At 64.7% G+C, this 23,291-nt stretch carries 28 protein-coding genes; 16 read left to right on the top strand and 12 right to left on the bottom strand.

Going from position 1 to position 23,291, the window contains the following annotated elements; translation table 11 throughout:
- Nucleotides 1–84: 84 nt before the first annotated feature.
- The gene (locus tag ACGYLI_RS13310; RefSeq protein ID WP_394419554.1) at nucleotides 85–666 is read right to left on the bottom strand and encodes a hypothetical protein; all 582 of its coding nucleotides are present in this window, start codon (nucleotides 664–666) and stop codon (nucleotides 85–87) included.
- A gap of 217 nt (nucleotides 667–883) precedes the next feature.
- On the opposite strand from ACGYLI_RS13310, the gene ACGYLI_RS13305 reads away from it, so the two are divergent.
- The 3 genes from ACGYLI_RS13305 (at nucleotide 884) to ACGYLI_RS13295 (ending at nucleotide 2,984) form a co-directional block, all read left to right on the top strand.
- Nucleotides 884–1,177, top strand: a complete 294-nt coding sequence (locus ACGYLI_RS13305) for a hypothetical protein (RefSeq protein WP_271688821.1) — start codon at nucleotides 884–886, stop codon at nucleotides 1,175–1,177.
- Nucleotide 1,178: 1 nt separating this feature from the next.
- The gene (locus ACGYLI_RS13300; RefSeq protein ID WP_082852096.1) at nucleotides 1,179–1,853 is read left to right on the top strand and encodes a hypothetical protein; all 675 of its coding nucleotides are present in this window, start codon (nucleotides 1,179–1,181) and stop codon (nucleotides 1,851–1,853) included.
- 108 nt (nucleotides 1,854–1,961) lie between these two features.
- Entirely contained in the window at nucleotides 1,962–2,984 is a 1,023-nt protein-coding gene (locus tag ACGYLI_RS13295; protein WP_067266005.1) for an aspartate-semialdehyde dehydrogenase, read from the top strand.
- A 78-nt stretch (nucleotides 2,985–3,062) separates the two neighbouring features.
- On the opposite strand, the gene ACGYLI_RS13290 is transcribed toward ACGYLI_RS13295, so the two are convergent.
- Nucleotides 3,063–3,713: a carbonic anhydrase gene (locus tag ACGYLI_RS13290; RefSeq protein WP_209218489.1), complete on the bottom strand. Its 651-nt coding sequence runs from the start codon at nucleotides 3,711–3,713 to the stop codon at nucleotides 3,063–3,065.
- A 154-nt stretch (nucleotides 3,714–3,867) separates the two neighbouring features.
- On the opposite strand from ACGYLI_RS13290, the gene ACGYLI_RS13285 reads away from it, so the two are divergent.
- The 3 genes from ACGYLI_RS13285 (at nucleotide 3,868) to ACGYLI_RS13275 (ending at nucleotide 6,470) form a co-directional block, all read left to right on the top strand.
- Nucleotides 3,868–4,245 (top strand): hypothetical protein, encoded by a 378-nt coding sequence (locus tag ACGYLI_RS13285; protein ID WP_209218490.1) that lies wholly within the window; start codon nucleotides 3,868–3,870, stop codon nucleotides 4,243–4,245.
- Nucleotides 4,246–4,308: 63 nt separating this feature from the next.
- Nucleotides 4,309–5,691 carry a leucyl aminopeptidase family protein gene (locus ACGYLI_RS13280; protein WP_394419553.1) on the top strand — a complete coding sequence of 461 codons (1,383 nt, stop codon included), beginning with the start codon at nucleotides 4,309–4,311 and terminating at the stop codon, nucleotides 5,689–5,691.
- On the top strand, nucleotides 5,688–6,470 hold the full coding sequence (locus ACGYLI_RS13275; RefSeq protein WP_394419552.1) for a C40 family peptidase: 783 nt from the start codon (nucleotides 5,688–5,690) through the stop codon (nucleotides 6,468–6,470). Before ACGYLI_RS13280 ends, ACGYLI_RS13275 begins: the two co-directional genes overlap by 4 nt.
- Here ACGYLI_RS13275 and ACGYLI_RS13270 read toward each other — a convergent pair.
- Nucleotides 6,467–6,814 carry a DUF2794 domain-containing protein gene (locus ACGYLI_RS13270; RefSeq protein ID WP_209218493.1) on the bottom strand — a complete coding sequence of 116 codons (348 nt, stop codon included), beginning with the start codon at nucleotides 6,812–6,814 and terminating at the stop codon, nucleotides 6,467–6,469. The two genes, ACGYLI_RS13275 and ACGYLI_RS13270, sit on opposite strands and share 4 nt — an antisense overlap.
- A 130-nt stretch (nucleotides 6,815–6,944) precedes the next feature.
- Here ACGYLI_RS13270 and paaI point away from each other — a divergent pair, with 130 nt between their 5' ends.
- Nucleotides 6,945–7,382, top strand: a complete 438-nt coding sequence (gene paaI, locus ACGYLI_RS13265; RefSeq protein ID WP_394419551.1) for a hydroxyphenylacetyl-CoA thioesterase PaaI — start codon at nucleotides 6,945–6,947, stop codon at nucleotides 7,380–7,382.
- Nucleotides 7,382–8,692, top strand: a complete 1,311-nt coding sequence (gene paaK / locus ACGYLI_RS13260; protein ID WP_394419550.1) for a phenylacetate--CoA ligase PaaK — start codon at nucleotides 7,382–7,384, stop codon at nucleotides 8,690–8,692. Before paaI ends, paaK begins: the two co-directional genes overlap by 1 nt.
- Before the next feature lie 9 nt (nucleotides 8,693–8,701).
- Here paaK and ACGYLI_RS13255 read toward each other — a convergent pair whose 3' ends face one another.
- Nucleotides 8,702–9,091 (bottom strand): I78 family peptidase inhibitor, encoded by a 390-nt coding sequence (locus ACGYLI_RS13255; protein ID WP_394419549.1) that lies wholly within the window; start codon nucleotides 9,089–9,091, stop codon nucleotides 8,702–8,704.
- A gap of 317 nt (nucleotides 9,092–9,408) precedes the next feature.
- Between ACGYLI_RS13255 and ACGYLI_RS13250 the strand changes: the two genes are divergently transcribed.
- Genes ACGYLI_RS13250 through ACGYLI_RS13230 form a run of 5 tightly spaced genes read left to right on the top strand, consistent with a single transcriptional unit; the run spans nucleotide 9,409 to nucleotide 13,220 of the window.
- Nucleotides 9,409–10,338, top strand: coding sequence for an AEC family transporter (locus ACGYLI_RS13250; RefSeq protein ID WP_322328481.1), 930 nt, complete (start codon nucleotides 9,409–9,411; stop codon nucleotides 10,336–10,338).
- 28 nt (nucleotides 10,339–10,366) lie between these two features.
- Nucleotides 10,367–11,200, top strand: coding sequence for an S-formylglutathione hydrolase (gene fghA / locus ACGYLI_RS13245; RefSeq protein WP_394419548.1), 834 nt, complete (start codon nucleotides 10,367–10,369; stop codon nucleotides 11,198–11,200).
- Nucleotides 11,201–11,203: 3 nt separating this feature from the next.
- The gene (locus tag ACGYLI_RS13240) at nucleotides 11,204–11,656 is read left to right on the top strand and encodes a YaiI/YqxD family protein (protein ID WP_394419547.1); all 453 of its coding nucleotides are present in this window, start codon (nucleotides 11,204–11,206) and stop codon (nucleotides 11,654–11,656) included.
- Between the two features lie 32 nt (nucleotides 11,657–11,688).
- Complete coding sequence (locus tag ACGYLI_RS13235; protein ID WP_394419546.1) at nucleotides 11,689–12,309, top strand: HAD-IA family hydrolase; 621 nt, start codon at nucleotides 11,689–11,691, stop codon at nucleotides 12,307–12,309.
- Nucleotides 12,306–13,220: an ornithine cyclodeaminase family protein gene (locus ACGYLI_RS13230; RefSeq protein WP_394419545.1), complete on the top strand. Its 915-nt coding sequence runs from the start codon at nucleotides 12,306–12,308 to the stop codon at nucleotides 13,218–13,220. The genes ACGYLI_RS13235 and ACGYLI_RS13230 overlap by 4 nt, the downstream gene beginning before the upstream one ends.
- Here ACGYLI_RS13230 and ACGYLI_RS13225 read toward each other — a convergent pair.
- A complete protein-coding gene (locus tag ACGYLI_RS13225; RefSeq protein ID WP_394419544.1) occupies nucleotides 13,217–14,458 on the bottom strand; it encodes an MFS transporter in 1,242 nt (413 codons plus the stop codon). The two genes, ACGYLI_RS13230 and ACGYLI_RS13225, sit on opposite strands and share 4 nt — an antisense overlap.
- 123 nt (nucleotides 14,459–14,581) lie before the next feature.
- On the opposite strand from ACGYLI_RS13225, the gene ACGYLI_RS13220 reads away from it, so the two are divergent.
- Nucleotides 14,582–15,013 (top strand): Lrp/AsnC family transcriptional regulator, encoded by a 432-nt coding sequence (locus tag ACGYLI_RS13220; protein WP_067262523.1) that lies wholly within the window; start codon nucleotides 14,582–14,584, stop codon nucleotides 15,011–15,013.
- 1 nt (nucleotide 15,014) lies between these two features.
- Here ACGYLI_RS13220 and ACGYLI_RS13215 read toward each other — a convergent pair whose 3' ends face one another.
- From ACGYLI_RS13215 to ACGYLI_RS13200, 4 genes are read right to left on the bottom strand one after another with little or no spacing between them, the layout of a single operon-like run.
- Nucleotides 15,015–15,968, bottom strand: a complete 954-nt coding sequence (locus ACGYLI_RS13215) for an OmpA family protein (protein WP_394419543.1) — start codon at nucleotides 15,966–15,968, stop codon at nucleotides 15,015–15,017.
- Complete coding sequence (locus ACGYLI_RS13210) at nucleotides 15,965–16,534, bottom strand: peroxidase-related enzyme (protein WP_209218503.1); 570 nt, start codon at nucleotides 16,532–16,534, stop codon at nucleotides 15,965–15,967. The genes ACGYLI_RS13215 and ACGYLI_RS13210 overlap by 4 nt, the downstream gene beginning before the upstream one ends.
- A gap of 11 nt (nucleotides 16,535–16,545) precedes the next feature.
- Nucleotides 16,546–17,262: a GNAT family N-acetyltransferase gene (locus ACGYLI_RS13205; RefSeq protein WP_394419542.1), complete on the bottom strand. Its 717-nt coding sequence runs from the start codon at nucleotides 17,260–17,262 to the stop codon at nucleotides 16,546–16,548.
- Entirely contained in the window at nucleotides 17,259–17,978 is a 720-nt protein-coding gene (locus ACGYLI_RS13200; protein ID WP_394419541.1) for a competence/damage-inducible protein A, read from the bottom strand. The genes ACGYLI_RS13205 and ACGYLI_RS13200 overlap by 4 nt, the downstream gene beginning before the upstream one ends.
- Nucleotides 17,979–18,025: 47 nt before the next feature.
- Here ACGYLI_RS13200 and sfsA point away from each other — a divergent pair, with 47 nt between their 5' ends.
- Nucleotides 18,026–18,733, top strand: a complete 708-nt coding sequence (sfsA, locus tag ACGYLI_RS13195; protein ID WP_394419540.1) for a DNA/RNA nuclease SfsA — start codon at nucleotides 18,026–18,028, stop codon at nucleotides 18,731–18,733.
- 51 nt (nucleotides 18,734–18,784) lie between these two features.
- Nucleotides 18,785–19,615, top strand: coding sequence for a type I methionyl aminopeptidase (gene map, locus ACGYLI_RS13190; protein WP_394419539.1), 831 nt, complete (start codon nucleotides 18,785–18,787; stop codon nucleotides 19,613–19,615).
- A gap of 28 nt (nucleotides 19,616–19,643) precedes the next feature.
- On the opposite strand, the gene ACGYLI_RS13185 is transcribed toward map, so the two are convergent.
- Genes ACGYLI_RS13185 through ACGYLI_RS13175 form a run of 3 tightly spaced genes read right to left on the bottom strand, consistent with a single transcriptional unit; the run spans nucleotide 19,644 to nucleotide 23,247 of the window.
- Nucleotides 19,644–20,720 carry a DUF1513 domain-containing protein gene (locus ACGYLI_RS13185; protein WP_394419538.1) on the bottom strand — a complete coding sequence of 359 codons (1,077 nt, stop codon included), beginning with the start codon at nucleotides 20,718–20,720 and terminating at the stop codon, nucleotides 19,644–19,646.
- Nucleotides 20,720–21,706: an imelysin family protein gene (locus ACGYLI_RS13180; RefSeq protein WP_394419537.1), complete on the bottom strand. Its 987-nt coding sequence runs from the start codon at nucleotides 21,704–21,706 to the stop codon at nucleotides 20,720–20,722. Before ACGYLI_RS13180 ends, ACGYLI_RS13185 begins: the two co-directional genes overlap by 1 nt.
- A complete protein-coding gene (locus tag ACGYLI_RS13175; protein WP_394419536.1) occupies nucleotides 21,706–23,247 on the bottom strand; it encodes a di-heme oxidoredictase family protein in 1,542 nt (513 codons plus the stop codon). The genes ACGYLI_RS13180 and ACGYLI_RS13175 overlap by 1 nt, the downstream gene beginning before the upstream one ends.
- Between the last annotated feature and the right edge of the window lie 44 nt (nucleotides 23,248–23,291).

Here is a 23,291-nt window from a genome sequence, read left to right as displayed (position 1 = left end):
AAAGAGAAAGGGGAGGCGCCCGAACACCCCCCCTTTCAAAACCCGAGCGACAGGGACGTGCCGCTCGGTCAAGGCACGCCGGATTTACCGACGCGCCAAGCTGTAACCCGAGTCGCGCAGACAGCGGGCGTCATAGCCATAGCGCGCGCCCTCGGCGGTACTGACGCGTTTGGCGCAGTAGCGGGGCAGGCGATCGGCATAGGAGTAATTTTTCTCAAGGCAGGGCTCGCCAAACATCATGACCTTGCCCTCATCGCCCTCATAGCTGCGGAAGCACTGCTGCGGCAGCAGCTTGCGGTCCACGCGCTCAGGCAGGGGGCGCACTTCACGCTCGGGGTAGGTGGTACGGTCGCGCTCAGGGCGGGTCCAGTCGCCGCGACGCGGCGCGGGGCGCGGGTCAACATAGGGGCGCGGATGGGGCCGCTTGGAAACCGTCGGGTAATACCGGGGCGCCTCATAGACCGGCGCGGCGCGGCGGCGGGTCACGGTCTCACGCTCTTTGCGCTCTTTGTTGTTGTCGTAGATCATCTTGCCCACGATCGCGACACCCGCAATCGCGGCGAGCGTGCGCAGCACCTCTTTTTCATCGGCAGCAGCCGGGCGGGCGCCAAAGGCAGTGATGGCAACCGACAGGGCGGCGATGGTAGCAATGAACTTGCGGTACATGGGTCTGGTCCCTTCTCGTTATCGGCGCGTTTTGCTGCGCCCTTGATCCTCTGCGGCCATAACTCGGGGGCCGCGTATCGGTTCGTGTGTCTGTTGGTGCCACCAAATTGGGATGAGGGCCAAAGACAGGCAATAACAGGGGGTCGTTATCCAATAACAAGGCGCTCAAAACGCCTTGGTTATTGAATATCAGCGGGCAAAAGCGCATTAAAAACATATGAAAAACCCATGTCTCTCCTTGCTGACCGCACTAGCGGTCGTTCTGGCCCTGCCCGCCGCGGCAACAGCCGGATGCTTTGCCGATTACAAGGCCAAGCAAGACAATCCGCTGCGCCTTCACTATGGGGTGGCGCAGATCTCCGGGGCCTGTGAGCCAGCCTCCGCCGAAACCGAACTCACGCCGCGTCTTGCAGCGGAGGGCTGGACATTGTTGAATGTGCTGTCTGTTTTCGGGGACGAAGGCTTGGATCAAAGGAAAGACAGTGCAGGAACATTCTACCTCCGCTTCTGACATGCGCAGATTTGGCGGGCGTTTCGTGATCGGTGGCATCGCCGCCGTGGTCGCCGTGCTTTTGGTCGGGGCGCTTGTGCTGCTCTGGGCGCTGCCGGATGCGAACGTCTTTAACGCCCGGGTCGAGCGGATCTTTATCGAGAACGACGATCTGACCACCCAGGCCGAGATCAAGCTGCTGGAAATCCTCGCCCAGTCCGGCACCGCCTTTTCCGAGACTTTGGCCAGCTACCGCATCGTGATCGTCGTGCTTTTGGTTTTTGCCAGCGCCATGCTGGTCGCGGCGATGGTGTTTTTGTTCATGCTGATCGGCTTCAACCGCCGCATGGCGCAGATTGAGCGGACGGGCATTCAAGTGAACTCTCTGCTGATCAGCCGGGAAGAGAATACCGTCTATCTCAACAACCTCGGCTTCAAACTGACCGCCGCCGCGATGGAGACCATGTCGGTCCTTGCCGAGGCGCGGATGGATGATGACGTGCTTTCGGGCTCCGAGATCGAAGGCATGATCTCGGGCCGCAGCCCTGCCGACTGTGATGAGGCCGCGGGCGCCACGCGGATCAAACGCCTGCGCGACACGCTTGGCAACCAACTGGTGTCGGAACTGCTGGTCAAGAACATCGCCCGCCGCGGCTATATGCTGGCGATCAACAAGGACGTGATCAAGGTTCTCTGACCCCGGCAAAGCACCGCCCTGCCCCGCCCTCACGCGGCTGGCCCTAGCCAATGCCCCGCAGGCACGTTAAATGGCGTCAAATTAAATTGGACAGACTGGAGTAATCAAATGGGTTATCGCGTCGCCGTCGTCGGTGCCACAGGCAATGTGGGCCGTGAAATGTTGAACATCCTTGCGGAGCGTCAGTTCCCCGTGGACGAGATCGTGGCTCTTGCCAGCCGCCGTTCGCTCGGGACCGAGATCACCTTCGGGGACAAGACCCTCAAGACCAAAGACCTCGACACTTTCGATTTCACCGGCTGGGACATGGCGCTTTTCGCCGTGGGCTCTGAAGCGACCAAGAAATACGCCCCCGCCGCTGCCAAAGCGGGCTGCGTGGTGATCGATAACTCTTCGCTCTACCGCTACGACAACGAAGTGCCGCTGATCGTGCCGGAGGTGAACCCCGAAGACGTGCACGGTTATTCCAAGAAGAACATCATCGCCAACCCCAACTGCTCCACCGCGCAGATGGTCGTGGCGCTGAAGCCGCTGCATGACCGCGCCAAGATCAAGCGCGTCGTGGTCAGCACCTACCAGTCGGTTTCCGGCTCGGGCAAAGAGGCCATCGACGAGCTCTGGGACCAGACCAAATCGGTCTACAACCCGACCGACAATTACGAGGCCAAGGTCTACCCCAAGCAGATCGCCTTTAACGTGATTCCGCATATCGACGTCTTCCTCGAAGACGGTTCGACCAAGGAAGAATGGAAGATGGTCGCTGAGACCAAGAAGATCGTCGACCCGTCGATCAAGGTCACCGCGACCTGCGTGCGCGTGCCGGTTTTCGTGGGCCATGCGGAATCGATCAACATCGAATTCGAAGACCACCTCGATGAGGCCGAAGCCCGCGACATCCTGCGCGAAGCGCCGGGCATCATGGTGATCGACAAGCGCGAAGACGGCGGCTACGTCACGCCGGTGGAATGCGTCGGCGATTTCGCCACCTTCATCAGCCGCATCCGTCAGGACAGCACCATCGACAACGGCATCAACCTGTGGTGCGTCAGCGACAACCTGCGCAAGGGTGCCGCCCTGAACGCCGTACAGATCGCCGAGCTGCTGGGCCGCGAAGTGCTGAAAAAGGGCTGAGGTTCAGCCCCAGCTTAGGAATAAGAAAGGGGGCCAAGCGGCCCCCTTTTTCGTCTCTGCCATCTGTCTGCGCAAGCGTCAGACCGGCTCGAATTTCTGCGCCTTGGCGTCATAATATTCCAAGCTGCCCTCGCCGATGTCGGTCCACAGGCCGTGCAGGCTCAGCGTGCCGTCTTCGACCTTTTCCTTGATCCACGGGAAGGTCATCAGGTTTTCGAGCGAGGTTAGCACCGCCTGACGCTCCAGCAAAAGCTGCTGCTCTGCCGGGTCTTCGACCTTTTCCACCGTCTCGTATTTCGGGCGCAGCAGGTCCATCCAGCGGCCCACGAAACTGTCTTGGTTCTCAAGCTCGGGCGCGTTGCCTTTGCACATTTCGATGCAGCCCGCCACGCCGCCGCAACTGGAATGGCCCAGCACGATCAGATGCGCGACCTTCAGCGCGTTGACGGCATATTCCACCGCCGCCGAGGTGCCGTGCTGCTTGCCATCCGGCTCATAGGGCGGGACAAGGTTGGCGATGTTGCGGTGGATAAAGAACTCCCCCTGATCCGCCCCGAAGATCGAGGTCACATGCACGCGGCTGTCGCAGCAGGAGATCACCATCGCACGCGGGCGCTGCCCCTCGGCGGCCAATCGGCGATACCATGTTTGGTTCTCGGCATAGCCGGTCGCCTTCCACCCCTGATAGCGTTGCAACAGATACGACGGCAGAGCCTTGGCCTTGTCCATGTGTAAACGTCCCCTAAAGCGTGATGCGGTTTTAGCGCAGATAGCGCAAATGCCATACGAATTCGAGAGAAAAGGCACAATCATCGCAACCCTTTGCACACCTTCATGCGCCATATTGCCCCTAGGCCGTGGGGGCGATCGAAGGATGACTGGAATGCAACTTATGCAAATTCGCCCGACCGAACAGGTCTGCGTCGATCAAGAGCGGCTGGCGCTGCTCTACACACAACTGGGTGAGGTGGGGGCCGAAGATGTCCTCTGCCGCGCGATGGAGGAATTGGCCCTGCGCCTGTCCCATTGCAAAAGGCTCCATGAGGGCCAAGACCGCGCCGGGCTGCGCAAAAGCGTGCACCGCTTGATCGCCATCGCCGATCAAATCGGCATGGCGCTCGTCGCTCGGGTGGCGGCGGATGTGATGGTCTGTATCGACGCCGGGGATGACATCGCCACGGCGGCCACCCTGTCGCGCCTGATCCGCAGCGGCGAACGGTCGCTGACCGCGATATGGGACTTGCCCGAGATCACGATCTGATCGCTTGCGGGTGGCGATGGAAAAGGTAGGCTGCGCGCAAATCCAGATTTGCAAAGGTTTGTCATGTCCGCCGAATTCGCCGCCCCCTCCGCCAATGCCCTGCCGCTTCACGTCTTGAGCGAGACCGCGCTTGAAGGCTGGCTTGCCGATCAGCCCGGCGCTGTGCAGGCATGGGTGAAGGCCAGCGGCTTTGTGGGCGGCCTTGGTCAGGCGCTTGTCGTGCCGGGGGCCGAAGGTGCGCCGGTCATGGCACTCGCAGGCTATGGGTCCGAAGCCGCCCGCCGCCGGGGCCGCTTTCACCTCGCCGCCGCCGCGGCAAAACTCCCTGCCGGAGATTACCGGATCGAAAGCGGCCTGCCCGCGGATCAGGCGGCGACAGAGGCGCTCGGTTGGCTGCTGGCGGGCTACCGATTTGACCGCTACCGCGAGCAGTCCCCGCTGACTGCCCGCCTCGTCGCGCCCGAGGGGGTCGACGTCGAACAGATCACCGCGTTGGCCACGGGTGAGATGCTGACCCGCGACCTGATCAACACACCCGCTTCAGACATGGGGCCGCCCGACCTTGAAGCCGCCGCGCGCAAACTGGCCGAGCGGCATGGCGCGCAGATCGAGGTAACCACCGGCGATGCCCTTCTGGAAAACAACCTGCCGATGATCCACACCGTGGGCCGCGCCGCCGACCGCGCGCCGCGACTGATCGACATGACATGGGGCAACGCGGGGCCAAAGCTGACACTGGTGGGCAAGGGCGTTTGTTTCGACACCGGCGGGCTGAACCTGAAGCCCGGCGCCTCGATGGCACTGATGAAGAAGGACATGGGCGGGGCCGCCGCCGTGCTGGGGTTGGCGCATATGATCATGGCCACCGGCATAGAGGTGCAGCTGCGCGTACTGATCCCGGCGGTAGAGAACTCCGTCTCGGGAAATGCCTTCCGCCCCGGCGATATCCTGACCTCGCGCAAGGGGCTGACGGTTGAGATCAACAACACCGATGCCGAAGGGCGTCTGGTGCTGGCCGATGCGCTGGCGCTGGCGGATGAGGACAAGCCCGATCAGATCATCTCAATGGCGACGCTCACCGGGGCCGCGCGGGTGGCCGTGGGGCCGGACCTTGCGCCCTATTACAGTGACGACGCCGCCTTCGTCTCGGCTTTGGAAAGCGCCGCTGCCGGGTCTGCCGATCCGGTCTGGCGGATGCCATTCCACGACGCCTACGAGGCGCTGATCGAGCCCGGCATCGCCGACCTCGACAACGCGCCCAAGGGCGGCTTTGCCGGGTCGATCACCGCCGCGCTCTTCCTGCGCCGCTTTGTGACCGACAGCAAATACGCGCATTTCGACATCTACGGCTGGCAACCTGCCGACGCCCCCGCCCGCCCGAAAGGCGGCACCGGCCAAGGCACCCGCGCGATCTATGCCGCCCTGCCCGCGTTGTTGAAACCATGAGCGATCCGCGTCTTACCCCTGACCCGGCACTTGCGACCCAGAACCGCGCCGCACAGGTCGCGGTGCCGGTGGCCGATCTCTGCCGCCGCCCCGACGGGCCGCGCGACCGGCAGCTGCTGTTTGGCGAGCAGGTGACCGTGCTGCATGAGGCGTCGGGCTGGGCCTATGTGCAGGCCGAAAAGGATGGCTATTGCGGGCATGTTCTGCAAAGCACCCTCGGCATCCCGCGCAGCGCCACCCACCGCGTCTGCGTTCCTGCCACCCATGCCTATCGCGACGCCGATCTGAAATCGCCGGACCTGCTGAGCCTCAGCTACGGTGCGCGCGTCACGGTCACGGCAGAGACCAAGGATTTCGCCGAAACCCCGCAGGGGCACATTCCGCGCGGCCATCTTGCCGCCGTCGAGAGCCATGAGGCCGACCCCGCGCAGATCGCCGCGCTATTCCTTGGCACGCCCTATCTCTGGGGCGGCAACAGCCGTTGGGGGATCGATTGTTCGGGCCTCGTGCAGGCGGCGCTGCGGGCCTGCGGCATCCCCTGCCCCGGTGACAGCGACCAGCAAGAGAAGACGGTGGGCGCCCCCGTCAGCGACGCCTATCAACGCAATGATCTGTTATTCTGGAAAGGCCATGTCGCGCTGGTGGTGGACGGCGAGACGATGATCCACGCCAATGCCCACGCCATGGCCGTGAGCTATGAAAACATCGCCGAGGCCATCGCCCGGATCAAAGCGGGCGGTGACGGCCCGGTGACGGCACATCGCCGGCCCGGCGTTTAATCTACTGCGCGGATCAGCTTGCGCTCCAACACGCGCAGCACGGCCTTCAGGTCATGGCCCCGGCGCAGCACCTGCCCGCCGGTGCCCACCACCGCATACATCCCCTGCCGGTTGCGCAGCTTGGGCCGCTTTTCGATCCGGTAAAGCGGTATCTCAGCCGTGCGGCGAAAGACCGAAAAGACGGCCACGTCCTTAAGGTGCGAAATCCCGTAGTCACGCCACTCCCCCGCCGCGACCATACGCCCGTAGAGCGATAGGATCAGCGACAGTTCGGTGCGGTGAAAGGCGACCTGTTCGGCAGGGCGCTCGAAAGCCGTGATCGGCGATGGGGGCTCTATGCTCATGGCTTTACAGTTGACCCTGGCGGGGGCCAAATCAAGCCCTGAGATGGCCGAAAGCGCGGCTCAAAATTTCTTGAAAGCGTTACAGAATTGTGCAACCAATCTTGAAAATGAAACACAAAGGCATGACGGAATGACCCCAGACGCCCGCGCCCGCAAATGTGCCAAGGTGATGTTCGCCCGAGATTCCGCCTCGGCCGGATTGGGCATGCGGATCGACGAGGTCACCCCCGGCGGCGCGGTTTTGTCGATGTCGGTGCGCCCCGACATGCTGAACGGGCATGGGATTTGTCATGGCGGTTTCATCTTTACGCTGGCCGACAGCGCCTTTGCCTTTGCCTGCAACAGCTACAACCAGACCACTGTCGCCCAGCAGAACCAAATCACCTATCTCAGCCCCGGCCAGCCGGAGGAGCGGCTGACTGCCACCGCACGCGAAGTGTCGCGCAGCGGTCGGTCGGGCATCTATGACGTGACCGTCACGGGCGAGGATGACCGTGTCGTGGCCCTGTTTCGCGGGCTGTCCCGCAGCATTAAAGGCCAGTTATTTACCGAGGAGGAGCCGACCTGATGAAAGACCTGACCCCCGCGAAGGACACGCTCGACCCGATTGAGATCGCCAGCCGGGACGAGATCAGCGCCCTGCAATTGGACCGACTGAAATGGTCCCTGCGCCATGCCTATGACAACGTCCCTTTCTACAAGCAAAGCTTCGACGATGCGGGCGTGCATCCCGATGATCTGAAACAGCTTTCCGATCTTTCGCGCTTTCCCTTCACGGTAAAGACTGACCTGCGTGACAATTACCCCTTTGGCATGTTCGCCGTGCCGCGCGATCAGGTGGCGCGCATTCACGCGTCCTCCGGCACCACCGGGCAGCCGACCGTGGTGGGCTATACCAAGGACGATCTGGCGAACTGGGGGCAAGTCGTCGCCCGCTCCCTGCGCGCGGCGGGGATGCGCCCGGGCGACATGCTGCACAATGCCTATGGCTATGGGCTGTTCACCGGCGGCTTGGGCATCCACCTCGGCGCCGATGCGCTTGGCCTGTCGACCGTGCCGATCTCGGGCGGGATGACCCCGCGCCAAGTGCGCCTGATCGAAGATTTCGCCCCCAAGGGCATCACGGTCACCCCCTCCTACGCGCTGTCGATCTTGGATGAGTTTGCCAAACAGGGCATCGACCCGCGTCAATCCTCGCTCGAAGTCGGCATTTTCGGGGCCGAACCCTGGACCAACGCCATGCGGCAGGAGATCGAGCAGGCCTTCGACATGCATGCGGTCGACATCTACGGGCTCAGCGAAGTCATGGGCCCCGGCGTGTCGATGGAATGCGTGGAAACCAAGGACGGGCTGCACATCTGGGAAGACCACTTCTACCCCGAGATCATCAACCCCGAGACGGGCGCCCCTGTGGAGGATGGCGAAATGGGCGAGTTGGTCTTCACCTCGCTCACGAAACAGGCTTTCCCGATCATCCGCTACCGCACCCGCGATCTGACCCGTCTGCTGGCGGGCACCGCGCGTTCCATGCGGCGGATGGAAAAGGTCACCGGGCGCAGTGACGACATGATTATACTGCGCGGCGTCAACGTCTTCCCCACCCAGATCGAAGAGGCGCTGATGGCCACGCCCGGCTTGGCCCCGCATTTCCAGATCGAACTTTCGCGCCCCGACCGGATGGATCAGATGCGCGTGCTGTGCGAATGCGCGGATGCCAGCATCACCACCGACGCCCGGGCCGCCGCGATCAAAGCGCTGTCGGCGCAGATCAAACAGACCGTCGGCATCTCGGTCACGGTTGAGGTCATGGACGTGGGCGGCGTTGCCCGGTCCGAGGGCAAAGCCGTGCGTATTCTCGACAACCGCCCCAAGGGCTAGGGAAAGACCCTAGCCGCAGGTGACTTTGGCGATTTTGCCTTCCGCGTCCAAGACGATGTTGGTGCGGTTGGGATTGGCGTCCATCGTCACCGGGTCGCCCTCTGTATAGACGCGCTTGGGCTCGGAGACGATGCTCGCCGCCGATTTCGGGCGACCGATCAGCCCCCACCAACTGCCTTCTTTGCAGGTGTCGGTCGGGCGCTCGGCGGCGGCAAGCTCTTCTTGCCCGTCATCTTCAGAGGGGCTGGAGCTGTCGTTCACCGCGTTCACGACCGACTCCGGCAGCGGTTTGGGCTTGGCCGGGCTGCTGGGGGTTTCGGACCGCGCCGGGGCCTCGGGTTCCGGCGATGGCGGGGGTGTGGTGGCCGCAGGCGCGGGGGCCGGGATCGGGTTCTGCACCGGCGCTGTCGATAATTCAGCGCATCCGGCCAGCACTAGGGGTGCCAAGAAAACTACTCTCATATTCCAAACCTCGTTCTTCGCGTGGCGTCCATCCCGCAACAGGTAGCTCCCTGACCCGCCCCGCCAAGGGCCGGGCGCTTTGCCCTTGCTGGAACCTGCCGATAGGACTGCTGGGGCAGCGATATCACGGAGCCGCCCGGGGCGTTCCCGCTGGCCGCAACCCCATGAGCGCGCGGGTGGTGCCGATCGGTTCGGCCAAGGCCTAAGCCCCTGCCCCATTGCACCCCAAGGGCGGGCTGGCTAATGCTTGACCCATGGTCGCGATCTTCCTGAAAACCCTGCCGTTCTTTGCGCTGATCGGCCTTGGCTACTGGGCCGGGCGCACGCGGTTTTTCTCTGCCGAAGCGACGGCCTATCTCACCAAATTCGTCTTCTACTTCGCCCTCTCGGCGATGCTGTTCCGCTTTTCCGCCAATCTGTCCTTGGCCGAGGTCTGGGACAGCCGCCTTGTCGCCGCCTACCTCTGGGGGACGGCCTTCGTCTATGCCATCGCCAGCCTAGTCGGCTTTTTGCGCGGGCTCGATGTGGCCACCAACGGGATCGAGGCGCAATGCGCCGTGATCGGCAACACCGGCTTTCTGGGCGTGCCGATGCTGACGCTGCTCTTAGGGCCGGATGCCATCGGCCCAGTGCTGCTGGCGCTGACCGTCGACATGATCATCTTTTCCAGCCTGATCGTGATCCTGATCACCGGCTCCCGCGAGGGGCAATTGCGGCTGGCGACGCTCAAGATCGTCGGGATCGGCCTGCTGAAAAACCCGATGATCGTCGCCATTACACTCGGTTTCCTCTGGTCCGGCTTCGGCATCCCGATCCCCGTGCCGCTGAACGAATTTCTGGCCATCCTTGGCGGCGCTGCCACCCCCGGTGCCCTTTTTGCCATCGGCGCCTCGCTGGCCTCTAAATCCGCCGAACGGATCGAGATCGCGGGCTGGCTGACCTTTTGCAAACTGGTGCTGCACCCGCTCTTCGTAGCCTTTGGTGCACTGTTTCTCTTCGGCGTCGACCCATACAAAGCCGGGGTTATCATCGCCACCGCCTCTCTCCCGGTCGCAGGCAATGTCTATATGTTGGCCCAACACTACGGCGTCGCCCCTCAGCGGGTCTCTGCCGCCATTCTCGTTTCAACCACGGTCAGTATCGTGACCGTCAGCCTTGTCGTAGGCTGGGTCTCGGCCCTGTGACACACTCAAGTTCGAAAGGAACGCTGCCATGAAAACCATCTCGAAAAACGCCTGTTTCGGTGGCACGCAGGGGGTCTACTCCCACGCCTCCGACACCTGCGGCTGCGACATGACATTCGGCCTGTTTCTCCCCGCCGAGGCGCAGGACGGCCCGGTCCCGGTGCTGTGGTATCTCTCGGGGCTGACCTGCACCCATGAAAACGCCATGACCAAGGCGGGCGCGCAGGCTTGGGCCGCGGAGCATGGCATCGCGCTGGTCTTCCCCGACACCTCCCCGCGTGGTGAAGCTGTGGCCGATGATGACGCTTACGACCTTGGCAAAGGCGCGGGGTTCTATGTGAACGCGACCCAAGACCCATGGGCGGCGCATTACCAGATGTGGGACTATCTGGCCGAGGAACTGCCCGCCCTGCTCGGCGAAAACTTCGCCCTCGATATGGAGCGTCAAGGCATCACCGGCCATTCCATGGGCGGGCACGGCGCGCTGACGCTGGCGATGAACCTGCCGGGGCGCTTCCTCTCAGTCTCCGCCTTCGCGCCGATCACCCACCCGACGGCGAGCGACTGGGGCAAGAAGCAGCTCACCGCCTATCTCGGGTCCGACGAGAGCACATGGACGAAACACGACAGCACGCTCCTGATGCGCGAAAAGGGCTTCGACGGGCCCGTGCTGATCGACCAAGGGGCGAGCGACCAGTTCCTCGACCTCTTGATGCCCGAAGCCTTGGCCGAGGCCATGGCGGCAAAACGTCAGCAGGGCAGCTTCCGCATGCAGCCGGGCTATGACCACAGCTATTTCTTCGTGGCAAGCTTCATGGAGGATCACGTCGCCTTCCATGCCGACGCGCTCTACGCGGGCTGAGCCATGACCGCGCTTTACATCGACGCCGACGCCTGCCCCGTGAAGGGCGAGGCCGAGCGGGTGGCGACCCGGCACAAGATCAAGATGTTCCTCGTCTCCAACGGCGGGCTGCGTCTGTCGCAGAACCCGCTGGTCGAAGTCGTGATCGTACCCGACGGGCCCGATGTGGCCGACATGTGGATCGCCGAGCGGTGCGGGCCGGGCGACGTGGTGGTGACGGGGGACATCCCGTTGGCCGCCAAATGCGTCGAGGCGGGCGCAAGGGTGCTGAAACACAACGGCGAGGCGCTGACCGCGCGCAACATCGGCAACGTGCTGGCCACCCGCGACCTGATGGCCGACCTGCGCGCCGCCGACCCCTTCCGCCAAGGCGGCGGCAAGGGGTTTACAAAGGCCGACCGCTCCCGTTTCCTCGAAGCATTGGAGCGGGAACTGCGCGCGGCGGCGCGGGGGTAGGCCCGCGTTAAGCAATTGTTAGGGCAAGTGATATGACACCACAGGCGGTCGTTTTCGACATCGGCAACGTATTGATCGAATGGCAACCGGAGCGGTTTTACGACAGTGTCATCGGCGAAGATCGCCGCCGCGCCATGTTCGACGCCGTGGACCTGCACGGCATGAACGACCGCGTCGACAGCGGCGAGAATTTCCGCGACACGATCTATGCCATGGCCGAGGCGACGCCTGAGTGGGGCGATGAAATCCGCCTCTGGCACGACCGCTGGATCGAGATGGCCGCCCCGGTGATCGACCACTCCCTGCGGTTGAAGAATGCGCTGCAAGCGCGTGGCATCCCGGTCTTCTCGCTCACCAACTTCGGCATTCAAAGCTATGATTTGGCCGCGACCCATTACCCTTTCCTGCGCGAGTTCGACCGTGATTTCATCTCCGGCCACCTCGGCATGATCAAACCCGCGCCCTCGATCTACGAGGCCGTGGAAAAGGGCAGCGACCTGCCGCCCGAAGCCCTGCTTTTCACCGACGACCGCGCCGACAACATCGCCGCCGCCGCCGCGCGGGGCTGGCAAACCCACCATTTCACCGGGCCGCAGGGCTGGGCCGACCGTCTGGTCGCCGCCGGCCTGCTGAGCCGCGAGGAGGCCGCATGACCGACATTCCGAACATCTCCTTCGACGCGGGCGAGGCGCTGCTGGATTGGATCGCGCTTACCGATGCGCTGGCCGCGGGCCACGACCTGCCGAAGGCCGAGATCGTCGACACGTTCCTCTACCGCGGCAAGGACACGCTCTTAAGCCGCGCGGCATGGATCGACGGGCTGGGCATCGCGGTGAAATCCGCCACGATCTTCCCCGGCAACCCGGACCGCGAGGTGCCGATGGTCAACGGCGGCGTCTCGCTTTTCGATGATGTCACAGGCACGCTCTCCGCCATCGTGGACTTCCACCTTGTCACCAAGTGGAAGACCGCGGGCGACAGCCTGCTGGCCGCGCGTCGGCTGGCCCGACCGGACAGCGAGAACATCCTGATCGTCGGCGCGGGCACCCAAGGCCGGGCGCTGCACGCGGCCTATTCCGCCGTCTTCCCGCAGGCGCGTTTCACCGTCTGGAACCGCACCGCGAAAAACGCCGAGACCATGGCCGCAGAGCTCAAGATCAACGTGGCGACCGATCTGGAGCAAGCCGTGCGCGCCGCAGATATCGTCACCTCTGCCACCATGTCGACCGACCCGCTGATCGAGGGCGATTGGTTGCAACCCGGCCAGCACGTCGATCTCATCGGCGCCTACCGCCCCGACATGCGCGAGGTCGACGACACGGCGCTGCTGCGCGCCCGCATCTTCGTCGACAGTTTCGACACCACCATCGGCCATATCGGAGAGATCAACATCCCGCTTGAGGCAGGCACCATCACCCGCGACCACTTAGTCGCGGATTACTACGACCTTGCGCGCTTCACTCGGCAAAACGACGATGAGATCACCCTGTTCAAAAACGGCGGCGGCGCGCATCTGGACCTTATGACCGCGCGGCATATTCTGGAAAGCTGGCGGGCGCGTTAAGCGGTCACCAGCCCTTCCAGCCGTTTCTCGCGGATCGGCAGATGCACCACGGCGCTAAAGGCCCCCACGGCCACGCCCACCCACCAGACGCCGGTATAGCTGCCGTAGATGTCGTACATGCGCCCGCCCAGCCAGACGCCGAGGAAGCTGCCCAGCTGGTGGCTGAAAAAGACGATCCCATAGAGCGTGCCCATGTAGCGCAGCCCGTAGATATGCGCGACGAGGCCGGAGGTCAGCGGCACCGTGGCGAGCCAGAGCGCGCCCATGCCCACAGAGAACAGGATCACCGTCATCGGCGTGATCGGGAACATGATGAAGGCCGCGGCAATCACTGTGCGCCCGACGTAGATCCCCGCCAGCAGGTATTTCTTGGAATAGCGCTTGCCCGCCCAGCCCGCCAGCAGCGTGCCCGCGATATTGGCCAGACCAATGAGCGAGATCGCCACCGCGCCGAGCGCCGAGGTGGTGGTGATGCCGATGTTGTGTAGCACGCCGCCCGCAAGGATCGGGCCGCACATTTCGGTCACGAAGGCCGGGAAATGGGCGGTGATGAAGGCGAGTTGGTAGCCGCAGGAAAAGAAGCCCAGAAAGATCAGCGTATAGGAGGGATCGCGGAAGGCCTTGCCGAGGATCTGGCCCATCGATTCCTCAAGCTCGGCCCGGCTCGCCATCGCAGGCGCACGCATCATCGGCAGCGTGAGCAGCATCAACAGGATCACCCCCGCGAAGCTGACGAAGGTCATCTGCCATGACATGAAGCTCAGCATCCATTCCGCCACCGGCGCGCCGAAGACTTGGCCCGCGCTGCCCGCCGCCGTGGCAATCGCCAGCGCCATTGAGCGGTTCTCGTCTGAGGCCGCCCGCCCCACCACGGCGAGGATCACGCCAAAGCCAGTACCCGCGATGCCGAAGCCCACGAGCCAGGCATAGGTCTGGTGCTCGATCGGCGTCGCGGAATTGGCCGACAAGAGCAGCCCCACCGCATAGACCACCGCCCCGATGATAATCGCCCGCCTATCGCCAATCTTCTCCGCCAGCGCGCCAAAGATCGGCTGCCCGATGCCCCAAGCGAGGTTTTGGATCGCGATGGCGAGGGAGAACTCGCTGCGCGCCCATGCGAATTCCTCGGCAATGGGGATCTGGAACACGCCGAAGGAGGCCCGCACGGCGAAGCTGACCATGATGATGATACATCCGACCATCAGGACCGGGGTGAACAGGGGCGCGCGGCTTTGCATGGAAGTGTTCCTTTCCGCGGCAGATTATGGGTTTCCCGGGCGTCGTCAATTGCGCATCTGCGAAGACTGGCCAGCCCGCCCGCGCTGCCGTAAACATGGCCCCGTGCAAAAGACGGGAAGCTGATGGACGAGATCGACAACAAGATCATCGCGGAACTGCGCCGCGACGCGCGCATGTCCTATTCCGCGCTGGCCGCCACCACCGGCCTGTCGCGGGTGACGGTGCGGGCGCGGGTCGAACGTCTGGTCAGCTCAGGCGCGATTTTGGGCTTCACGCTGATCCTGAAAGAAGACATGCGCCACAGCCCGATCCGGGGCCATACGCTCTTGGCCATCGAAGGCGCGGGCACCGACCGGATCAAACGCATTCTTGCAGGCATGCCCGCGGTGCAGGCGATCCACGCAACCAATGGCAAATGGGATTTGATTGTCGAGACGGGGACGGAGACCGTCGAAGAACTCGACAGCGTGCTGGGCCAAATCCGCCGCATTCAGGGGGTAAGCTCAAGCGAGACGAACCTGCTGCTGGCCACCCAGATGACGGTCACGACCTAGGCTATTGCACCGAGAGGACGACCACCTCGACCCGCCGGTTCTGTTCGCGCCCCGCTTCGGTCAGGTTGCTGTCGCGCGGCGCGAGATAGCCCGCGCCCTGCGCCTCCAGCCGGTTAGGGGCCACGTCATAGCGCTCAACCAACCGATCCCGCACTGCCTCTGCCCGCCTGCGCGACAGGGCGGTATTGGCGTCCAAACTGCCCACCGCATCAGTATGACCGACCAGCGCCACCCGCAGACCCGGCTCTGCCTTGAGCAATTCGGCAAGCCGCGCGAGGGTCGCAAAGGGGCCGGGGCCAAGCGCGGAGGTGCCGGTTTCGAACTCCAACCGGTTCAGCACCAGATGCCCCTCGGTCTTTAGCGTCGCTGCAAAATCCCCCGTGGCGCTGGCAAGCGGCACCTCCCCCGTAGCCGCAGGCGTGACAGGGGGGCTGTCACCCTCCGCCGCGTCGCCGCTGCGGGCTTGGATGATCTGCACATAGGCCGAGGTCGCCGCCGTGCTGGCAAGGATGCTGATCGCCTCGGTCGGTGTGCCATCATCCGCCCGACGCAGGGCGGTGATGAAGTGGAAGGCCCGCAGGTTCACATACATGTTCGGCCCCGGCAGCACCTCGATCGCAAAGCGGAAATCGAACCCGCCGCAGTCTCGCGCGGCGCAGTCGAGCACGATGTCAAAGCCCGCCTCTGCAAGCTGCCGCCGCAGCGGGCGCATCACCTGCAAGGCGGTCAGCCCCGGCGTGTCCATCCGCCAAGCGGCGCGGCGCACGTGGCCATCGACATGGACCCGCGCCACCTGCCCCTCGGCATAAACGCCCACGGGCGCGGCGTAGCGATCCGGCGCGGTGTTGCGTTCCGCCGTCAGCCGCGCGGTGCTGGGCAGCGCCAGTTCAAGCGCCGCCGCCGGGGCCGCCAGCAGCACCCCGGCCAGAGCCGCCGCGACGCGCGCCCGGATCATCGCGCCTGCGCGTGGTAATCGTCGTTTGGGCGCATGTCGGTGGCGCTGGCCACCCGGTTGGTCATGTTAAAGAAACCCGCCACGCTGGCGATGTCAAAGATGTCACGGTCGGTGAAGCCTACGTCGCGCAGCGCCTGACGGTCGGCCTCCTCAACCTTGGCGCTCGCCTCGGTCAGTTTGACGGCGAAATCCAACATGGCGCGTTGTTTGGCGCTGATCTTGGCAACCCGGTAGTTCATCACCAGCGCCTCGCCCAACTGCGGATCGCCCGACATTTCGCGCACCGCCGCCCCATGAGCGACGAGGCAATAGTAGCATTTGTTGACCGAAGACACCGCCACCGCGATCATCTCACGCTCAAGCTTGCTGAGCGCGCTGTCGCCCAGCATCAGGTCATTATACATGCCGGTGAAGGCGTTCAGCTTGTCGATGTCAAAGGCATAGGCGCGCAGCACATTTGGCACCATCCCGAGCTTTTCCTGACAGACATCGAAATACTTCTGCGTCGCCTCGGGCAGCGGATCGACCATCGGCAGATCAAGGGCGGTGGGCATATCGTTGGCCATGGTCTTATCCTTCACTCAGTGCTTTGACGGTAATGATAGTGCCCGACCGGGGCAAAGCCCAGCTTGGCATAGAGCGCCTGCGCACGGGTATTGGTATCGACGCAGAGCACCGACAACCGCGTGGCCCCCTGCGCCTGCCCCCAATGGGCGGCGGCCCGCATCAGCCAAGTCGCCACGCCTTGGCGTTGTTGATGGGGCAGCACCTCAACCGCGTGGACCATACAGATATCATTGTGCACCCCGGCAAAGGCCACCCCCGCGGGTTTCTCGTTCCAGCGGGCAAGGATGCCAGTCTTGGTTGCGGCACGGTCCATCACGGCAAGGCGCGCGGGGCCGACCCCGCCGGCGGCCCAGACCTCGGCCATGATCGCCAGCGGCTCCCAGATGCAAAAGGCGGTGACCGGGGGCATCGGCAAATCCGTCAGTCGGGTGATCGGCAGGCTCAGCACCGTGACCGGATCGACCACGTCGTAGCCCCGTGCGGCCAGCAGCGCGTCGAGGTCATCTTCCCCCGCGTGCACCATGAACAGCGGGCGCTGGTCCATCTCGCGCATCGCGGCTTCGGCGGTCGGAATGTCGGCGTCGGTTATCGCCCCGCGCGCCGTCGCCGCCGAGACCCGTTTGCCGCCGCCCTGCCCTTCGCGCAGGGTCCAGGGGCCGTGCTCGAAGCGCCGCGCGGCGGGCCATGTCGCGTCGCCCGCGTCGAAAAACGCCTGCGCCTCGCTCATGCGAAGGCGGCCTTGAGCTTGGCCATCGCGGCTTCGACCATCCCCGGATCGCTGCCCCGGATCACCACATGCGCGCCAAAGACACCGTCCTTTTGAAACGGGTAGCTGCCCATGGACAAATGCGGATATTCCTCGGCCAGCGCCCCCAGCGGCCCGGCGATATCGCCCTCGCCCCGGTCGATGCGCAGGGTCTCACTGATCAGCGGCGCCCCCCCGGTCAGCCCCGGCAAGACACTGGCGACCATGGCCTGAAACACCGCAGGCACCCCGGCCATCACATGCACGTTTTCGACGATGAACCCCGGCGCGGCAGAGACCGGGTTCTCGATCAGCGCGGCGCCTTCAGGGATGCGCGCCATGCGCAGGCGCGCCGCGTTCATCTCGGTCCCCGCGCGGGCGTAATGTTCCGCCAAAATCTCGCGCGCATCGTCGCGCACGTCGATGTCGCGGGTAAAGGCGGCGGCGATGCAATCGGCGGTGATGTCGTCATGGGTCGGCCCGATCCCGCCCGAGGTGAAGACATGGGTATAGGCCGAGGACAGCGCCTGCACGGCGGCGATGATCGCCCCGTGATCGTCCGAGACCACGCGCACTTCGCGCAGGTCGATCCCCACTTTCGTCAACTCCCCCGCAAGGTGATGCATATTGCTGTCACGGGTCCGGCCCGAGAGGATTTCGTCGCCGATCACGATCATCGCGGCGGTGGGGTTTGACATGGGGCGGCTCCTTGAGGATGGCGTCCCTTCGGTATAGGCCGCGCCCCATGCGCTTTCAAACCCAACTTGTCCCCGCCCTGCTGATCCGCCGCTACAAACGCTTTCTGGCCGATTGCAGGCTTGAGGAGACGGGCGAAGAGGTGGTGGCCCATTGCGCCAACCCCGGCTCGATGATGGGGCTGGCGGAACCGGGCAGCCGGATTTGGCTGGAGCCGAACGACGATCCAAAGAAGAAGCTCAACTACGGCTGGCGGTTGGTGGACCATGAGAACGGCCATTTCACCGGCGTCGACACCGCCCTGCCCAACCGCGCGATGAAGGCGGCGCTGATCGCGGGTGAGGTCGCCCCGCTCGCCGCCTATACCGAGGTGCGGCCCGAGGTGAAATACGGCGAAAACTCCCGCATCGACTTTCTGCTCAGCGGCGATGGCCTGCCCGATGCCTATGTCGAGGTGAAATCCGTCACCCTGTCACGCGAAACGGGACTGGCCGAGTTTCCCGACAGCGTGACCGCGCGCGGGGCGAAGCATCTGGGCGAATTGGCGCGGATGGCTGAGGCTGGGCACCGCGCCGTGCTGCTCTATCTGGTGCAGCGCACCGATTGCACGCAGATGCGCCTCGCCGCCGATATCGACCCGACCTATGCCGCCGCCTCCCAAGCCGCGCGGGCGGCGGGGCTGGAAATCTATGCCATCGGCACCCATATCACGCCCCAAGCCGTCACACTGGCGCAACCGATCCCCTTCGCGGGCTGAGCCGCTCTGGCCCTCGCCCGAAAGCCACGTTAAGTAGGAGCGAACACAAGCATGGAGAGAGCGGTGAACAACGCACACCGAGGCCGCCAGACGCGCGACGGCATTCGCATTTACGAGCCTTCCGATCATGCCGGGATGCAGGCAGCGGGCCGTCTCGCCGCCACCATCCTCGACGAGATCGCAGAGCATGTCTTCCCCGGTCAAACCACCGGAGAGTTGGACCGCCTGATCGAAGAGAAGGTCAACGCCGCCGGGGCGAAATCCGCCACCATCGGCTACAAGGGCTACAAACACGCCAGCTGCATCTCGGTGAACCATGTGGTCTGCCACGGGATCCCCAGCGACAAGAAGCTGAAAGACGGCGACATCCTGAACATCGACGTGACCGTCATCGTCGATGGCTGGTTCGGCGATACCAGCCGCATGTATGTAGCGGGCAAACTGTCGCGCAAGGCCGAGCGGTTGATCAACGTGACCCACGACAGCCTGATGCGCGGGATCGAAGCGGTGAAGCCGGGCAACACCTTTGGCGACATTGGCCATGCGATCCAGACCTTTGTGGAAAGCCACCGCATGTCGGTCGTGACCGACTTCTGCGGGCACGGTTTGGGGCAGGTCTTCCACGCGCCGCCCAACGTGCTGCACTACGGCCGCCCGGGCACCGGTGCTGTGCTTGAGCCGGGCATGTTCTTCACCATCGAGCCGATGGTGAACCTTGGCCGGGCCGAGACCAAGACCCTCGCCGACGATTGGACCGCCGTCACCCGCGACAAATCTCTCTCGGCGCAGTTCGAACATTCGGTCGGCGTGACCGAAGACGGGGTCGAGATTTTCACCCTCTCGCCCGGCGACCTGTTCCACCCGACTTACAAAACCGACTAAACGCGGCGGGGGCAGCGCCCCCGCCCGCCTATGCGTCAATGGCAACCAGATGGTTGTCCCATGCCCGCTTGGCCGTGGTCAGCCGTGACAGGGCAGTATCTTGCAACGACAAGATACCGCCCAGCCCATCCGTGGCGACGAAACCGCCCCGGCCCGGTGCCAGCCCACAGACATCGGCGCGGCGGTGGCTGGCGAGGAAAGCACCCTTGCTGTCAAAGACATGCAGCCGCCCGCCGCGCGGTGAAGTGATCCCGACCGCCCTGCCATCGGCGGCAAATGCCACGCTGCCCGCGTAGCCCTGCATCGCGATTTGCTCGGCCAGATCGGCCTCGGCCAAGATCGGCTCTTCCCCGCGCCGATGCAGACCCAGCAGCGGCACGCCGTCGCCCGGTTCCCCCTGCCATTGCATCGCAAAGGCCACCTGCCCGTCCGGCGCCAAGGCCAGATGCCGGATCGAGTTCTTATGCAGATCATCGGGCAGCGAAACCTGTTCCAGCACCTCACCCGAGAGGCTGACATAAGACAGATTGGGCCGCATCACATCAATGTTCAACTTCTCCCGCCCGCTGTCGGGATGGGTTCGGATGCCGCCATTGGCCACGACCAGCACATCCTCGGCCCAGCGGCGGATTTCATGGGGGCCGACCCCGCCCGAGGCGATCTCTCCGATCCGGGCATAGCCCTTGGCGCGGGACCACAGGCCGATGCGCCCTTCGCCGCTGTCGATGTCATTCTCACTGGTGGCGAGGATGGCCCCGGCCTGCAAAAATGCCCCATGCCCGTAGAAGTGCCGCCCCTCCGGCGCGTCGAGCCTGTGGGCCACACGGCCCTTTTCGCAGTCGATCACCAGCGCGAACCGGCCCGGACGGCGGGCAAAGGCGACCGCCTCGGGCGCGGTGGGATGGGCGGCAGCGGCATGGCCCCGGTCGGGCAGCGGAATGCGAAAAATGTCGTGGCCGGTCCCGTCCAGCCCGAAAAGCGCATAGGCCCCCGAAGGATCACGCGCGGCGGCAAGGTAGACGGGGCTCCCGGCGGCGGCCCAGCCCATCGCCGGCAGGCTCGACGCCGCGGCGATACCGGCAAGGAAATGGCGGCGCGAGGGCATCAATCCCCATCCGCCGAATTGAACCCGACCGAAACGCCAAGCGCCGGGGCGATCTCTGCCCCCACCGCCTCGGAAATGGCGCGCACATCGTTTTGCAGCGCCTCGACCCGGATACGGCTGATCGGATCGGCCACCCCGGCAAAAACGGGGTCTTCCAATGCACGCGCGGCGCTCAATGCGCGGTCGAATGCGGCATCGGTCTTGGGGGTGGGCGCGTCCGACAGCGTGTCGGCCAGACCATGCAATGCTTCGAGCGACAGGACCACATTGCGCAGGCTGCGGCCCGAACGGCGCGCCTCGGCCACCTGCGGTTTGGGGGCGTCGAAACGGCCCATCGGGCGGCCCAGACGTTGGTCGGCGACGAAGTCCAACCCGGTGGCGAGGGCGGTGTAAAGCGCCTGAGACGCCTCGCGCGGGCTGAGGAAACGGTCATTGCCCGCCTCCCCTGCGCTGCGGAGCGTGGTCGCGAAGTCCTCGCGCCATGCGGTGTCGACATCCCGCCCCAGTTCCGCCAGATCGGCCGCCATCGCGCGGGCCAGTGCGCAGCTATAGCTGTCAGCCTCGTAGCCCGCGAAATCCTCGTCATAAAGCAGCCGTTCCAGTGCAAAGAGCCCGCGCGCGGCGATGGAGACTTCGGCGTAATCACCGCTTGTCGCGATCGGGTCTTCTTCGGCCACCATCCGCGCCACGCTGCGCCCCACCATGCCGCGCGTATCGGGCCAAAAGGCGATGGCCAGCCCGCGCCCGTCCTCTTCCAACGGTCCAAGGGTCAGATGCGCGATGCCCATCCATGCGTCGAAGGCCTCCTGATAGGCCGGGCGCAGGGCGGCATCGGTGCAATCGGCCTGCGCCGCCGTATCAAGCGCCGCCGTGGCCGAGGCGAAACGGGCGGTGCCGGGCAGCGCGTGATCTTGGATCACCTCCTCCACCCCGGCGAGGGCGGGGGCGGCGGTCAGAAGGAAGGTGGCGGTCAGCAGGCTGCGCATCAGAGGCTCTCCAGATAGCGGATCAGGGCGTCACGGTCGGCTTTGGGCATGTCGACCACGGCATCACGGGCGGGCTGGGCTTCGCCGCCGTGCCAGAGCACCGCTTCGAGCAGTGACCGCGCGCGCCCATCGTGCAGGAATTGGGTATGGCCGTTGACCTGTTCGGTCAAGCCGATGCCCCAGAGCGGCGCAGTGCGCCATTCGCGCCCGTTCGCGCGGCCCTCGGGGCGGTTGTCGGCCAGCCCTTCGCCCATGTCATGCAGCAAAAGGTCGGTCATCGGCCAGATCAGTTGGAAGCTCTGCTCGGGCTGGTCCTCCAACCGTTCGGTCACGAATTTCGGCTGGTGGCAGGAGGTGCAGCCGACCTCATGGAACACCGCCTTGCCGCGCAGCACCTCAGGCGCGCCGACATCGCGGCGGGCGGGCACGGCTAGGTTGCGGCTGTAGAAGGTCACCAGATCCAGCCCTTCGGCGTCGATCTCGGTGCCACGCGCGTCACCATCCCCATGGGGTGCCGCGCGGCAGGCGGTCTGCTCTGCCGTGCAATCGCCCCATGCCGCGTCGAAAATGGGGGAGGAAATGCCGATGTCCCCCGCAAAGGCGCTGGCGGATTGCTCGCGGATCGTCGGCGCCCCGGCTTTCCAGCCGAAGCGGCCCAGCATCGGACGCGCGTGTTCGAAGGACCAGACAATCTGTGCTCGGCCCGAAATGCCATCGCCATCGGCGTCCTCCGGGTCGGCCAGCGCCAAGATATCTGCCGCTGGGATCGCCTCCAACAGGCCCAAGCCGATCATCGGCGGGGCGACGCGGGGGCTGAGCATCGCGCCCTCGGCCAAGGGGCCATAGCCGAGGTCTTCGGCACTGTAGGTCGGGCGGCGCAGGCTGGCGGTCTCCCCCTCCGACAGGGCGACTTCCACCTCTTCATAACGCACGCCGAGACGGTATTCCGCCGGATGGCCCGCCACCCCGAAATCCTGCAATTGCCCACCATAGACCGGATCGGGCCGCGTGCGCGGGGTCTTGTCGCCGACCGAGAGCAGGAAGGCCTCGATCTCGCTCATCGCCTCTTCGGGGGGCGTGGGAACCGAGATGCGCAGGAACATCGACACCGCATCATCCTGAGGCCCCTCGGGCGGATGGCCGCGCCCGTCTTTCAGGTGGCAGCGCTGGCAGGAACGCGCGTTGAAGAGCGGCCCCAGCCCGTCAGAGGCCAGCGTCGACGAGGGCGAAGAGACCCAGAGTTTTTTGAACAGACCGTTGCCGACCTTGAAGTCCAACTCACGCTCGAAAGGGATATTGCCTGAAGGCAGCGAAAACGCATCGGCATTGCCGCGCGGGCTGACCGTGGCGGCCCCTGCCGGGTTCGTCTCAAAGGGTTCGGGCTTGTCGAATTCGGTCGCGGGGGCGGTGACCTTGGCGATCCGGGCGGCCTCTTCCGCGGTGCGAGGGATCACCTTCAGATGCGGTTCCTCCAAGGCTTGCGGAGCGGCGGCGGCCATGCTCGCGGCGGCCACCGTGAGCATCGGAATGAGGAATCGCATGGGGAATGCCTTGGATAAACGGCAGGCCCGAAACCGGGCCTGCC

The sequence above is a fragment of the Sulfitobacter sp. 1A13421 genome, assembly GCF_043557285.1.
GTDB lineage: Bacteria > Pseudomonadota > Alphaproteobacteria > Rhodobacterales > Rhodobacteraceae > Sulfitobacter > Sulfitobacter faviae.
Note: the sequence above shows the minus strand (reverse complement) of the source record. Positions and strands in the feature narration are given on the sequence as shown.